This is a genomic window from Streptomyces sp. NPDC058773 (assembly GCF_042746015.1).
Classification (GTDB): domain Bacteria; phylum Actinomycetota; class Actinomycetes; order Streptomycetales; family Streptomycetaceae; genus Streptomyces.
Genome location: NZ_JBHYPE010000001.1, coordinates 18509 through 31433, shown reverse-complemented (window position 1 = coordinate 31433; position 12925 = coordinate 18509). Strand labels below are relative to the sequence as shown.

Here is a 12925-nt window from a genome sequence, read left to right as displayed (position 1 = left end):
CATGGCCGTCTTCGAGAAGATCACCATCGCCAAGGCGATCAACGAGTCGCTGCGGGCCTCCATGGAGGCCGACCCCAAGGTCCTCGTCATGGGCGAGGACGTCGGCAAGCTCGGCGGCGTCTTCCGCGTCACCGACGGGCTGCAGAAGGACTTCGGCGAGGACCGGGTGATCGACACCCCGCTCGCCGAGTCCGGCATCGTCGGCACCGCGATCGGTATGGCGCTGCGCGGCTACCGCCCGGTCGTCGAGATCCAGTTCGACGGCTTCGTCTTCCCCGCCTACGACCAGATCGTCACCCAGCTCGCGAAGATGCACGCCCGCGCGCTGGGCAAGGTCAAGGTGCCGGTCGTCATCCGTATCCCCTACGCGGGCGGCATCGGCGCGGTCGAGCACCACTCCGAGTCCCCCGAGGCGCTCTTCGCGCACGTCGCGGGTCTCAAGATCGTCACTCCCTCGAACTCCTCCGATGCCTACTGGATGCTCCAGCAGGCCATCGCCGGCGACGACCCGGTCATCTACTTCGAGCCCAAGCGCCGCTACCACGACAAGTCGCGGCTGGACACCGAGTCGATCCCGGACCCGCTGCACAAGGCCCGGGTCGCCCGGACCGGCTCCGACCTCACGCTGGCCGCCTACGGGCCGATGGTCAAGGTCTGCCAGGACGTCGCCAATGTCGCGGCCGAGGAGGGCAAGTCGCTCGAGGTCGTCGACCTGCGCTCGCTCTCCCCGATCGACTTCGACACCGTGCAGTCCTCGGTGCAGAAGACCGGCCGGCTGGTCGTCGTCCACGAAGCCCCGGTCTTCTTCGGCGCGGGGGCCGAGATCGCCGCCCGGATCACCGAGCGGTGCTTCTACCACCTGGAGGCCCCGGTCCTGCGGGTCGGCGGCTTCCACTCCCCGTATCCGCCCTCCCGTCTGGAGGACGAGTACCTTCCGGGGCTGGACCGGGTGCTCGACGCCGTTGACCGTGCGTTGGCGTACTGAGGGTTTGAGGAGAGTTCGTGACCATGACTGCAAGTACCGCCAAGGCTCAGCGCTTCCGCGAGTTCAAGATGCCCGACGTCGGCGAGGGGCTGACCGAGGCCGAGATCCTCAAGTGGTACGTCCAGCCCGGCGACACCGTCACCGACGGCCAGGTCGTCTGTGAGGTCGAGACCGCCAAGGCCGCCGTGGAACTGCCCATTCCCTTCGACGGGGTGGTGCACGAGCTGAACTTCGGCGAGGGCGTCACCGTCGACGTCGGCACCGTCATCATCTCCGTGGACACCGACCCGGGCGCCGGGCCGGCCGCGGCACCGGCGGCTGCTCCGGCTGCGCAGGAGACCGCCAAGGCCGAGGAGGAGGCCGAGCCGCAGGGCCGGCAGGCGGTACTGGTCGGCTACGGCGCCGCGCCGTCGTCGACGAAGCGCCGGGCCCGCAAGCCCCAGGCGGTGCCGGCCCAGCCGGAGCCGGTGAGCGCCGCGCTCCAGGCGGAGCTGAACGGACGGGCGGCGGCCGCACCGGTGGCTCCAGCCGCACCTGCCGCTCCGGTGGTTCCCGTTGCTCCGGTGGCGAACGGCGTGGGTGCCGGGGCCTCCGGCCGTCCGCTGGCCAAGCCGCCGGTGCGCAAGCTCGCCAAGGACCTCGGGATCGATCTGGCGACCATCGTGCCGAGCGGGCCGGACGGCATCATCACCCGTGAGGACGTTCATGCGGCCGCGGCTCCGGCAGCGGCGCCCGCACCGGCCGCCGTCGCCGAGGCGGCCGCCCCGGCGGTTGCCGTCGACACCGCGGCCCGCGAACGGCGGGTGCCGGTCAAGGGCGTACGCAAGGCCACCGCGCAGGCGATGGTCGCCAGCGCCTTCACCGCGCCGCATGTCACGGAGTTCATCACCGTCGATGTGACCCGCACGATGAAGCTGGTCCAGGAACTCAAGCAGGACCCGGACATGGCCGGGCTGCGGGTCAACCCGCTGCTTTTGGTCGCCAAGGCCTTCCTGGTGGCCCTCAAGCGCCACCCCGAGGTCAATGCGGCCTGGGACGAGGCGCGGCAGGAGATCGTCTACAAGGACGATGTGAACCTCGGGATCGCGGCGGCCACCCCGCGGGGGCTGATCGTCCCGAACATCAAGGACGCCGGGTCCAAGACGCTCCCCCAACTCGCCGAAGAACTGGGCGATCTGGTCGCCACCGCACGCGAGGGCAAGACCTCGCCGGCGGCGATGACCGGTGGCACGGTCACCATCACCAATGTCGGCGTCTTCGGCGTCGACACCGGTACGCCGATCCTCAACCCGGGGGAGTCGGCGATCCTCGCCTTCGGCGCGGTGAAGCTCCAGCCCTGGGTCCACAAGGGCAAGGTGAAAGCGCGTCAGGTCACCACCCTCGCGCTGTCCTTCGACCACCGGCTCATCGACGGCGAGCTGGGCTCCAAGCTGCTCGCGGATGTGGCGGCGGTGCTGGAGCGGCCCAAGCGGCTCATCACCTGGGGATGAGCCGGGCTGCGGGACCGGGCGGTTCGGAGCGGCGTTTCACGTGAAACGCCGCCTCGGGGCCGCCTCGGCCGGTGGACCGGGCAGCGGGACGCCACGTCGACCGGGCGTATCCCGCCCGGGAGTTCCGCTCGCCGGCCGGCTGTCCGCCGAGCCGGTGGTTCGCCGCGGAGCTCCGGAACGTCCACGGCGGCGGGGGCGCGGGCGGCGCGGGCCCGGGACGTTCGGGGGCTATGCCGTCACCGGCCGCCCCGATGAGCTGTGTGCCCGCGCCAGAGCGGCCGGAGCCGAGATCATCAAAGAGCTGACCGACACCGACTACGGCTCGCGGGAGTTCGGGGTCCGCGACCCCGAGGGCAACCTCTGGTGGTTCGGCACCTATCGCGGCGAGCCGCGCACGGCGTAGGCCCGGTCGACCGGGCCGGCGGGCGGTCAGCCGCGGATGAGCTCCACCGCCCGGCTGAAGTGGCCCACCGGCCCGGCCGGGCCGGACCCGTCGGCGCGTGCGGCACCACGGGTCAGGGCGACGCCCGCCCACAGGCCGGCGACGATCAATGCCAGCACGACGGTGTTCCGCGTACGACGGCCGGCGTTCGTCCTGGACTGCATGGTCAACTCCCCTTGGGTGTCGGAGCCTCCCCGGCTCCCTGCCTCCATTCACCCATGAGATTCACGGCGGTCCGTACGCGGCAGGTACGGACTCCTGTCCGACTTGAGGTGGACCCGACATACCTCTGGGGTCTCGCCTCCCACGGTGGCCGAGAAAGGGTTTGCGGCGCTCTGCCGGGCTGTTTACGGTCGGCGAAATGAGCAGTGAAATGATCATCCGGCGCTACCACCCGTCCGACCAGGACGTTGTCACCGACCTGTGGTCCCGCGCGGCGCGGCAGGCACACCCGTTCCTCGACGGGGAGGGCACCGGCGAACGGGCCCGGCTCCTCCGCGAGGTGTACCTCGTCCAGGGCGAGAACTGGGTTGCCGAGCGCGCCGGCCGGGTCATCGGGCTGCTCGGACTGCCGGCCGGCGGGCCCGGGAACGGCGACGGAACCGGGGCGGAGATCGGCGGACTGTTCGTGGCGCCCGAGGCCCAAGGATGCGGCGCCGGGCGGGAGTTGCTGGAGCATGTGGCGGCGCGGCACGGCGCGCTGACCCTGGAGGTCTTCGAGGACAACACCCCGGCCCGCGCTTTCTGCGAGCACCTGGGCTTCACGGAACGGGGGCGGCGGACGGACGGGGAGACCGGCCACCCGCTGATCGCCCTGGAGCGCGCCGCCCCGCTGAAGTCGGTGAGCTGGCTGCATCTGCGCGAGGGGCGGCTGCTGAGCGTACGGACGCGCGGGAACGACACCTTCTATCTCCCGGGCGGCAAGTACGAGCCCGGGGAGACCGCTCGGGAGGCGCTGTCGCGCGAACTCGGCGAGGAACTCGGCCTGGTGGTGCCCGCCGAGGACCTGTCGGAGGCCTTCGTCATCCATGCCGTCGCCCATGGGAAGAACGGGCGGCGACTGCACATGACCTGCTTCACCGGCGGGCCCCAGGACATCGCACCGGCCCCCGGCCGGGAGATCGAGGAGTGCGCCTGGTTCGACCGCCAGGAAGCGCGGGAGCGCTGCGCGCCCGCCCATGCGCAGGTGGTGCGCCGACTGGTCGCCCAGGGGCGGATGCCGGGCTGAGAGCACCGTCGGGGGCGGGCGGTCCGGGGCGTGCTCGGGACCGGCGGACGGGTCGGGGGACACCCGGCCGTCCGGCCGACGGAGTGTCGCTCATGACTGGCACATAACGCCGCTACCAGGGCAAACAGGGCTCCTCCTGTCCGCATCGCGGAACGAGGTATCCGACGCATACCTGTTGTATCTATCCTGTGCGCATGCCTTCAGCGTCCACGTCCACCGCTCCTGCCAGAGAATCCGCCGCCAAGCAGCCGCCCGCCGCCGAGCGGGTCTATGCGCACATCAAGGACGCCGTCCTGGACCGCCGCTACGAAGGCGGAATGCTGCTCACCGAGGGGGAGCTGGCCGAGGCCGTGGGGGTGTCGCGGACGCCGGTGCGTGAGGCGCTGCTGCGGCTGGAGGTCGAGGGGCTGATCAGGCTCTACCCCAAGAAGGGCGCGCTGGTGCTGCCGGTCTCCGCGCAGGAGATCGCCGATGTCGTCGAGACCCGGCTGCTGGTGGAGAAGCACGCCGCGGCCAAGGCGGTGCCCTCGGGCGCGGCGCTGATCGGTGAGCTGACCGAACTGCTGGAGACGATGCGGGAACAGGCCGCGTCCGGCGATCTGGCCGCCGTCTCCGTCGCCGACCGCGCCTTTCACGCCGCCATCGTGCGCAACGCCGGCAACCAGATCCTGGACCGGCTCTACGAGCAACTGCGCGACCGTCAGCTGCGGATGGGGGTCGCGGTGATGCATGCCCATCCGGACCGGATCGCCAAGAACATCGCCGAGCATGCGGAGATCCTTGAGGCGCTGCGGGCCGGTGACGCGGAGGCCGCGACCGACGTCGTGCAGCGGCACGTCAGCTGGGTCCGCAACCTCGCGCAGGGAGACGTGCGATGACGGCCGGCAGCGCAAGCGCCGGAGGCTCTCCCGGGCCGGACGGCGGTGGCTCCGGTATAGGCGGCGCCGCCCGGCTGCTGCCCGCTGACCCGCCCGGCGGCCGCCGGGCGATGGCCGTCTGGGGCATCGGGGTCGCGGTCTACTTCGTCGCGATCACCTACCGCACCAGCCTCGGCGTGGCCGGGCTGGACGCCGCCGAACGCTTCCACATCAACGCCTCGGCGCTGTCGACGTTCTCCATCCTCCAGCTGCTGGTGTACGCGGGGATGCAGATCCCCGTCGGCCTGCTCGTCGACCGGCTCGGCGCCAAGAAGGTGCTGACGCTCGGCGTGGTGCTCTACACCGTCGGCCAGTTCGGCTTCGCGCTCTCCTCGTCGTACGCCATGGCGCTCGGCTCGCGGGCGCTGCTCGGCTGCGGGGACGCGATGACCTTCATCAGCGTGCTGCGGCTGGGCTCCCGGTGGTTCCCGGCCCGCCGCGGCCCGATCATCGCCCAGATCGCCGCGCTGGTCGGCATGGCGGGCAACCTCGTCTCCACGCTCGTCCTCGCCCGGTTCCTGCACTCCTTCGGCTGGACCCCGACCTTCGCCGCCAGTGCCGCCGGCGGGATCGTCGTGCTGATCGTGCTGTTGCTCTTCCTCAAGGACCACCCCGAGGGCTTTGCTCCGCCGCCCGCCTCCGACCGGCACACCGGCGCCGGCTTCGTACGCCGGCAGATCGCGGACGCCTGGCGGGAGCCCGGCACCCGGCTGGGCATGTGGGTGCACTTCACCACGCAGTTCCCCGCGATGGTGTTCCTGCTGCTCTGGGGCCTGCCGTTCCTCGTCGAGGCACAGGGGCTGTCCCGCGGCACCGCCGGTGAACTGCTCACCCTCGTGGTGCTCTCCAACATGGCGGTGGGCCTGATCTTCGGACAGGTCATCGCCCGTCACCACGCGGCCCGTACCCCGCTGGCCCTGGGGACCGTCGGTGTCACGGCGCTGATGTGGGCGCTGGTGCTGTCCTGGCCGGCCGATCATGCGCCGATGACGCTGTTGATCGTGCTGTGTACGGTGCTGGGCGCCTGTGGCCCCGCCTCGATGATCGGCTTCGATTTCGCGCGGCCCGCCAACCCGCCCGAGCGCCTGGGCACCGCCTCCGGCATCGTCAACATGGGCGGCTTCACCGCCTCGATGACGACGCTGCTCGCCATCGGTGTGCTGCTGGACGCCACCGGGGACAATTACCGGATCGCCTTCGCCTCGATCTTCGTCGTGGAGGCCCTCGGCGTCGCACAGATCCTGCGGCTGCGCCGGAGCGCGGCACGACGCGAGCGGGAACGGCTGGTCGTCAGCCGGGTCGAGGCGGTTCACGTTCCGGCCTGAGGCGGTCGGGGGCCGGTCCGTTTCACGTGGAACGGACAGGGCTGTTTCACGTGAAACGGCTCATGCTCCGGGCCGGTTGTCGTTCTCCGGCCGTGCGACGGGAAGCGCGGAGAGGCGGATGCCCGCCGGGGCGCCGTCCGCCCTGCGCTTCGGCTACGGCGTGACCGCGAAGTTGTCCAGGACCGCCGCGGCCAGCTCGGCGTGGCCGTCGATCTTGATCTGCTCGGTGACGGCCGACGGGCGCACCCGGCCGCAGGCCAGCTGGTGGAAGGTGTCCCAGTCCAGGGCGAGCGTCAGGGTCGGGCCCAGCGAGACGCTGCCGTCGATCGTGGCCTTGCCCTCGCCGTCGATGCGGACCGTACGCAGGAATTCCAGCGGCCCGCTGACGTCGAAGACCACCGCCGAATCGGTGGGCGCCTGGGCCCGCTTGGCGACGATGCCGGGCAGCAGCTTCACCAGCAGATCGCGCGTCACCTGCGCGCCGGGGGAGTCGAGATTGCCGGGCTTGCCGAGCGCCCGGCGCAGGTCCTGCTCATGCACCCAGACATCGAACGCCCGCTGCTGGAGCACGAATTCCAGCGAACGGTCCTCGCCGAGCGGGCTGTGCACCACCGCGTCCGGCTGGCGGGACTCGTTGCGCAGCTGACGGGAGCGGCGGATGACGGTGTATTCGAGCTCGCTGAGCATCTCCGGCGCGGTGTGGTGCCGCCGGACGTCGACCTGCACCTCCATCCGTCGCGCCGACTCGCTGCGTACGTGGTAGAGGTCGCGCGGCAGGGTGTGGATCGGCCGCGGGTCGCCCAGCATTTCGCATTCCAGGCCGATGACATGCGAGACCACATCGCGCACGGACCATCCTGGGAGGCCTGTCGCCCTGCTCCACTCGCCTTCGACGAGCGGAGTCACCAGCTCGGTTATCGCTTCTATGGAGTGCGTCCAGGCATCGATGGAGGACTGAAGGCTGGGATGGACGGTCACGGGACCCCTCGGACGGTTCGTACGCGGGCTGCTGTCTGTGCAGTTAAGTTACGCTGCGCACGGGCACCCCGGCAGTGCTTTCGGACGACCATCGTAGGCCGATGTCCCCCGGCCGCAGAGGGGTGCGCAGTACGCCCGGAACGCGTGCTTCAGTCCTCCCCGCGCTCCCGCTCGGCCAGCCGGATCACACACACCGCGAGGGCGATCAGCAGCGCGGGATCCGCGTCCTCCCGTACGACGTTGACCGCATAGGTGTCGCGCACGGTCAGCAGGCGACGCGAGATCTCGGCGAGCAGCTCGCCCTCGTACTCGATCGCGAACTCCCGGTCCAGGATCTTTCCGCTGACGTCCAGCTCGGTGCCGTCCACCAGCTCGACGCGGTAGTGGTTGCGCAGCAGCGAGAGCCGTTTGCGCCGGATCGTGGCCAGCGGCTGGTCGTCCCGCTCGATGGTCATCGTGTCGCGCAGGCTGAGCATCTTCTTGCGGATGGTGATCAGCACCCGTCGCTCCGGGTCCTTCAGCTCGAAGGTCTCCCGCAGCCGCAGCGCCTTCCCGTCCACGAGGAAGGCGTGCCGTCCGTGCTCGTCCTCGATCCAGTAGTCGTCGCCGATGCCGAAGATGCGGTCGCGTACCAGGTACTTGCTCGGGCGCGGGGAGGCCTCCCCGGGAGATGGCTGCATGGCTGACGTGTTCCCCCGGGGACCTGCGGAATGTGCACGCACCGGAGTGACGTTGAATGTGCACATGGCTTCACGTGCACGCGTCCGCGCCCCCGAGCTGACCGGCAAGGGCGGCTGGCTGAACACCGGCAACAAGGATCTGACCCTCTCCGACCTGCGAGGACGCATTGTCGTCCTGGACTTCTGGACCTTCTGCTGTGTGAACTGTCTGCATGTCCTGGATGAGCTGCGGGAGCTGGAGGAGCGGCACCGCGACACGGTCGTGATCATCGGTGTGCACTCCCCGAAGTTCGTGCACGAGGCCGAGCACCAGGCCGTCGTGGACGCCGTGGAGCGGTACGGCGTCGAGCACCCGGTCCTCGACGACCCCGAGCTCGCCACCTGGAAGCAGTACGCGGTGCGGGCCTGGCCGACGCTCGTGGTGATCGACCCCGAGGGCTATGTCGTCGCCCAGCACGCCGGCGAGGGCCATGCGCACGCCATCGAGAAGCTCGTCGAGGAGCTGGAGACGGAGCACACGGCGAAGGGCACCCTGCGCCGCGGTGACGGTCCCTACGTACCGCCGGAGCCGGTGGCCACCGACCTGCGGTTCCCCGGCAAGGCGGTCCGGCTGCCGGGCGGCAGCTTCCTCGTCTCCGACACCACCCGGCACCAGCTGGTGGAGCTGGCGGCGGACGGTGAGCAGGTGCTGCGCCGGATCGGCAGCGGCGAGCGCGGGCTGACCGCGGACTCCTTCAACGAACCGCAGGGCCTGGCGCTGCTGCCCGACGGCAGGGTGGCCGTCGCCGACACGGTCAATCACGCCATCCGCGTCTTCGACCCCGGCACCGGAGCGCTGGAGACCGTGGCCGGCACCGGCAAGCAGTGGTGGCAGGGCTCGCCGACCTCGGGCCCGGCACGCGAGGTGGATCTCTCCTCGCCCTGGGACATCGCCTGGTGGCAGGACCGGCTGTGGATCGCGATGGCCGGGGTGCACCAGCTGTGGACGTACGACCCGGAAGCCGGCACGGTCCAGGTCGCGGCCGGCACCACCAACGAGGGCCTGGTGGACGGCCCGGCCGCCGAGGCGTGGTTCGCCCAGCCGTCCGGGCTCGCGGCGGCCGGCGACCGGCTGTGGATCGCGGACTCGGAGACCAGCGCGGTCCGCTGGGTGGAGCCGGCCGAAGCGGGGGACGGCTATGTCATCCGTACGGCCGTCGGCACCGGCCTGTTCGACTTCGGGCACCGCGACGGCGCCGCCGGCCAGGCGCTGCTGCAGCACCCGCTGGGAGTGACCGCGCTGCCCGACGGCTCGGTCGCCGTCGCGGACACCTACAACCACGCCCTGCGCCGCTTCGACCCCGCGAGCGGCGAGGTGACGACGCTGGCGAAGGATCTGCGCGAACCGTCCGACGCGGTGCTCGTCGACGGAGACATCGTGGTGGTGGAGTCGGCCCGGCACCGGCTGACCCGGCTGCGGCTGCCGGAGGAGGCGATCCGCGTCGAGTCGGTGGCGCACCGCACCCAGCGCGCGGCCACCGAGGTCGCTCCGGGCGCGCTGCGGCTGGAGGTGGTCTTCCAGGCCCCGGCCGGTCAGAAGCTCGACACCCGCTACGGTCCCTCGACCCGGCTGCTGGTCAGTGCGACACCGCCGGAGCTGCTCGCCGACGGCGCGGGCGCCGGCACCGACCTGACCCGGGACCTGGTGCTCGCGGCCGGCATGACCGAGGGCGTGCTGCATGTCTCGGCGATGGCCGCGTCCTGCGACGACGACCCGGACATCGAGTACCCCGCCTGCCATGTGCACCAGCAGGACTGGGGCGTCCCGGTCGAGATCGCCGAGGGCGGGACGGCCCGGCTGGGGCTCGTCCTGGCCGGGCTGGACGCCGAGTAGCAGCGCGAGGCCCGGGCCCGTCGGACGGGACCCGGGCCGAGGCCGGCCGGCGTACCGGCCGGCGTCGGCTACTTGCCGACGCCGCCCGCCAGCTGCGCCCCGTGGATGCTCGAGCTCCAGTTGGTGACCTTGCTCTTGCCGACGGAGATGTGCAGCCGCTTCTCCGCGAAATCGACGGTGACCGGACCGTGCGTCACGGAGCTCGCCGAGACACCCATGAAGTCGATGGCCACCGACTTCTGTTCGGTGCCCTTGGTGGCCGCGGTGTCGGTGGGGATGACCGCGTAGGCGTAGCCGTGCGCGGGCACGGTGATGCGGGTGCCGTCGAGGTGGCCGGGCGTGCCCTGCAGCAGGGGCAGCGGCTTCTTGGCGTTATTGAAGCGCAGCAGCGGTGCGTTGTAGAGCTTGCAGTCGCGGCTGGTGGAGTTCTTGAACTTCACCGCCACATGGCTCTTCGGGCCGGTCTGCTGGGAGAACGTGACCTTGTACGTGCTGGGGTAGCAGTCGGGCACCCGCTGCGATGCCGCTCCCGCGCCCGCCGCGGCCGCACCACCACCGATGATCTTGCGCTTCTTGCTCTTGGACGACGAGTACGACGACTTCTTCGACGTCTTCGACTTCTTCGAGGAGTGGCTGTTGCAGCCGGTCAGCGCGAGCGAACCGGCCACTCCGAGGGCCAGCGCGGCATACGCGGCGGAGCGGTGGCGGGAGCGGCGTGCGGTCATGGGTGGTTCCCCCCGTGAAGTGCTGCGGGATCAGTGTGGTGTGTCTGTCATGGCACGGACACGATATCCATTGCCGGTCGATGCGCCAGGGCGGGTGCCTCGCGGGCCCTGCCGATATGGCGTCATCGCAGGTTGTAGGGGGGCGTGCGGGGTCGGGGCCGCTCCGGGACAGGGGTGAGGGGCAACCCGTGGGGATGACGATCCGGTCCGGGGCGGGGGAGGAGAAGTCAGTCCGGGCAGCCGGGCAGAGAGGTGTTCTCCACCTGTTCCGGGCGAATACGGATGGCCGGCACCCACACCCGGTCGCCGTCGTGTTCAACGCGGAACCACATGCTGCTGTGCCCGCCCACCTCATCGGTGACCGTGATCCCGTTGGCGATCCGGCACACCGCGCGCAGTACCTCGCCGTGCCAGACATTCGACGAGGCCGGGCAGCCGGTCCTCACCGGTGAACGAGAGCTTGCACCACTGCACCAGCAGCCGTTCGTCGGGCAGGCTCTGCCCCCGCAGATAGCGGGACAGGGACGAGCGGCTGGCCGGCAGCCGGTTCTCCAACTCCTTCAGGCTGTGGCCGAATTCGCCGTGCATGCGGCGTAAGCCGGAGACGAAGTCCCGTACCGGGCCGGAGAGTTCGTCGGGCAGCGGGGCCAAGGGCTTGCGGCGGACAGGAGCGGCGTGGGGAAGTCGGCAGCGGCGGCCTGCCGTAGGGAGCCGGTGGCTGCGGTGCGGGCGGAGCTGTCGTGAGCGAGCCCGGTGACGGTCGCGGGGCGCCCGTCGGAGGTCGCGCGGTCCGCCTCGCTGCCGTGGGCGGGTCCCGCGAACCCGGCGACGGCGATACCGGCCGCGGCCACCGCGGGCAGGACCGTCCGCCACCTCCTCCTGCGGAACGCCGGCCGCAGTCGCCCCGCCATGGGGGCGGTCCGGTCCGTGCGGGGTGTGGTGTCCACCGGGTGCGTGCTGCCGTGCTCGTACATGCCGATTCCCCTCCGTTGAAGGCCGGTTGGCCGGTCGGTGCGCCGCCGGACGGTCTGCTCACGGCGACGCAGACCATCGTGGAGCGGGGCACCGGGGCGGCCCGGAGGTTCCTCGTCCCCTGGGATGTCCCGGCCGGGCACACGACTGTGACCTGCGAAGGCGCCGTGAGCACGGGACATGGCGGGACGCGGTGTGAGACATGACGGGACGGCGGACAGCGGAAAGGGCGCCCGCTGGGGGATGCGAGCGCCCTGGTTCATGGGGCTTTGCTGCCGGTTTCTTCCGCCTGTGTCAGTCAGCTGACGGCCTGCCGGGCACCGGTGCACCGGACCACGGCTAGGAGCACGGAGGGGTGCGTCACCGGCCGGGGTTCACCACGAGGTCGCGGTGCCCGCGTCCGACTGCCAGTACGTCACCCATGCGCTGTCGTCGACGTACACGGAGCCGCCCGGGAGCGCCACCGCCTTCGAGCCGCCGACGCTGCCCTTGCCGTCCCGGCCGGGGAGACTGACGGACAGCGAGGTCATGGTGCGGCCGTTCGTGCCGGAACCGTCGGCGGACGAGGTCTTCACACCGGCGTAGCCGGACTCGCCGGGGGCGAGGGTGACCACGGCCTGCGGCTTGCTCTCCGGAAGTTCGGCGAGGGGGCTCTGGGCCTCGTCGAAGCCCAGGTAGGGGGCGTAGAAGAGGTCGCAGGTGGCGTCGGAGGTGTTGGTGGCTTCCAGCAGCAGATGGTTGACCGGCCGCTTCAGCGACTTGGCGACGATCCGGACCTTCGCGGCGTCGCAGGTGGTGTGCCGGGCACCGTCGGTGGTGCCGCTGCTCCTGCCCGCGTTCCGCATGCCCGCGCCGGTGCCGCTCGCGGCCGTGCCCTCGCCGGACCCGCCGTGCTGGGCCGAGGCCTGCTCCGCGCGACCGCCGTCGGTCCGGACACCGCCCTGGGGCCCGCCGTCACCCTTCGCCTCCTGGCCCTGGCCGGCCTGCGCCGGGGGCGCCGGGTTGTACGGCTTGGCGGCGCCGGTCTGCAGCGGGTTGTCCTGGCCGCCGCAGGCCGTGAGGGTGAGCGCGGCGACGGCGGTCAGGCCCGCCGCGGCGATCCGCAGCGTGCGGCGGCGGACCGTACGGGACGGCCGAGCGGTTCCGGTCGCGATGACGGTCTCGGAGTGGCTGTGGCTGCGCGGCATTCCGGTCTCCCCCGGTCGGTGGCCGTACCGCGTCGGCGGCAGGTCCTGCGGTCTGGCTGTGGTCTGTCCTGCGGTGCGACCACCACATTGCCGTCCGCCGCTGCCGTGCCACTAACGTGCGCC

Annotated in this window: 13 protein-coding genes; 7 read left to right on the top strand and 6 right to left on the bottom strand. The window is 71.4% G+C overall.

Annotation, left to right across the window (positions count from 1 at the left end; all coding sequences use genetic code 11):
- The first annotated feature begins 1 nt into the window (after position 1).
- From ACFW5B_RS00120 to ACFW5B_RS00110, 3 genes are all read left to right on the top strand, one after another.
- Entirely contained in the window at positions 2–985 is a 984-nt protein-coding gene (locus ACFW5B_RS00120) for an alpha-ketoacid dehydrogenase subunit beta (RefSeq protein ID WP_386430866.1), read from the top strand.
- 23 nt (positions 986–1008) lie between these two features.
- Positions 1009–2475 carry a dihydrolipoamide acetyltransferase family protein gene (locus ACFW5B_RS00115; protein ID WP_386430864.1) on the top strand — a complete coding sequence of 489 codons (1467 nt, stop codon included), beginning with the start codon at positions 1009–1011 and terminating at the stop codon, positions 2473–2475.
- Positions 2476–2629: 154 nt separating this feature from the next.
- Positions 2630–2878, top strand: coding sequence for a VOC family protein (locus ACFW5B_RS00110; RefSeq protein ID WP_386430861.1), 249 nt, complete (start codon positions 2630–2632; stop codon positions 2876–2878).
- A gap of 26 nt (positions 2879–2904) precedes the next feature.
- Here the strand turns inward: ACFW5B_RS00110 and ACFW5B_RS00105 are convergent, their stop codons facing one another.
- Positions 2905–3081 (bottom strand): hypothetical protein, encoded by a 177-nt coding sequence (locus ACFW5B_RS00105; protein WP_386430859.1) that lies wholly within the window; start codon positions 3079–3081, stop codon positions 2905–2907.
- A gap of 197 nt (positions 3082–3278) precedes the next feature.
- On the opposite strand from ACFW5B_RS00105, the gene ACFW5B_RS00100 reads away from it, so the two are divergent.
- The 3 genes from ACFW5B_RS00100 (at position 3279) to ACFW5B_RS00090 (ending at position 6387) form a co-directional block, all read left to right on the top strand.
- Complete coding sequence (locus ACFW5B_RS00100; RefSeq protein ID WP_386430857.1) at positions 3279–4145, top strand: GNAT family N-acetyltransferase; 867 nt, start codon at positions 3279–3281, stop codon at positions 4143–4145.
- 194 nt (positions 4146–4339) lie between these two features.
- Complete coding sequence (locus tag ACFW5B_RS00095) at positions 4340–5023, top strand: GntR family transcriptional regulator (protein ID WP_386430855.1); 684 nt, start codon at positions 4340–4342, stop codon at positions 5021–5023.
- A gap of 110 nt (positions 5024–5133) precedes the next feature.
- Positions 5134–6387 carry a nitrate/nitrite transporter gene (locus tag ACFW5B_RS00090; protein WP_386431653.1) on the top strand — a complete coding sequence of 418 codons (1254 nt, stop codon included), beginning with the start codon at positions 5134–5136 and terminating at the stop codon, positions 6385–6387.
- A 153-nt stretch (positions 6388–6540) separates the two neighbouring features.
- Here ACFW5B_RS00090 and ACFW5B_RS00085 read toward each other — a convergent pair whose 3' ends face one another.
- The gene (locus ACFW5B_RS00085) at positions 6541–7365 is read right to left on the bottom strand and encodes a maleylpyruvate isomerase family mycothiol-dependent enzyme (protein WP_386430853.1); all 825 of its coding nucleotides are present in this window, start codon (positions 7363–7365) and stop codon (positions 6541–6543) included.
- 149 nt (positions 7366–7514) lie between these two features.
- A complete protein-coding gene (locus ACFW5B_RS00080) occupies positions 7515–8045 on the bottom strand; it encodes an LURP-one-related/scramblase family protein (RefSeq protein ID WP_386430851.1) in 531 nt (176 codons plus the stop codon).
- Between the two features lie 64 nt (positions 8046–8109).
- Between ACFW5B_RS00080 and ACFW5B_RS00075 the strand changes: the two genes are divergently transcribed.
- On the top strand, positions 8110–9918 hold the full coding sequence (locus ACFW5B_RS00075) for an NHL domain-containing thioredoxin family protein (protein WP_386430849.1): 1809 nt from the start codon (positions 8110–8112) through the stop codon (positions 9916–9918).
- A 68-nt stretch (positions 9919–9986) separates the two neighbouring features.
- Here ACFW5B_RS00075 and ACFW5B_RS00070 read toward each other — a convergent pair whose 3' ends face one another.
- The 3 genes from ACFW5B_RS00070 to ACFW5B_RS00060 all read right to left on the bottom strand — a co-directional run bounded on the left by ACFW5B_RS00070 (position 9987) and on the right by ACFW5B_RS00060 (position 12802).
- Positions 9987–10643 carry a DUF4232 domain-containing protein gene (locus ACFW5B_RS00070; protein WP_386430847.1) on the bottom strand — a complete coding sequence of 219 codons (657 nt, stop codon included), beginning with the start codon at positions 10641–10643 and terminating at the stop codon, positions 9987–9989.
- Positions 10644–10994: 351 nt separating this feature from the next.
- The gene (locus ACFW5B_RS00065) at positions 10995–11294 is read right to left on the bottom strand and encodes a helix-turn-helix domain-containing protein (RefSeq protein WP_386430845.1); all 300 of its coding nucleotides are present in this window, start codon (positions 11292–11294) and stop codon (positions 10995–10997) included.
- A 695-nt stretch (positions 11295–11989) separates the two neighbouring features.
- Complete coding sequence (locus ACFW5B_RS00060) at positions 11990–12802, bottom strand: DUF4232 domain-containing protein (RefSeq protein WP_386430843.1); 813 nt, start codon at positions 12800–12802, stop codon at positions 11990–11992.
- Positions 12803–12925 lie beyond the last annotated feature (123 nt).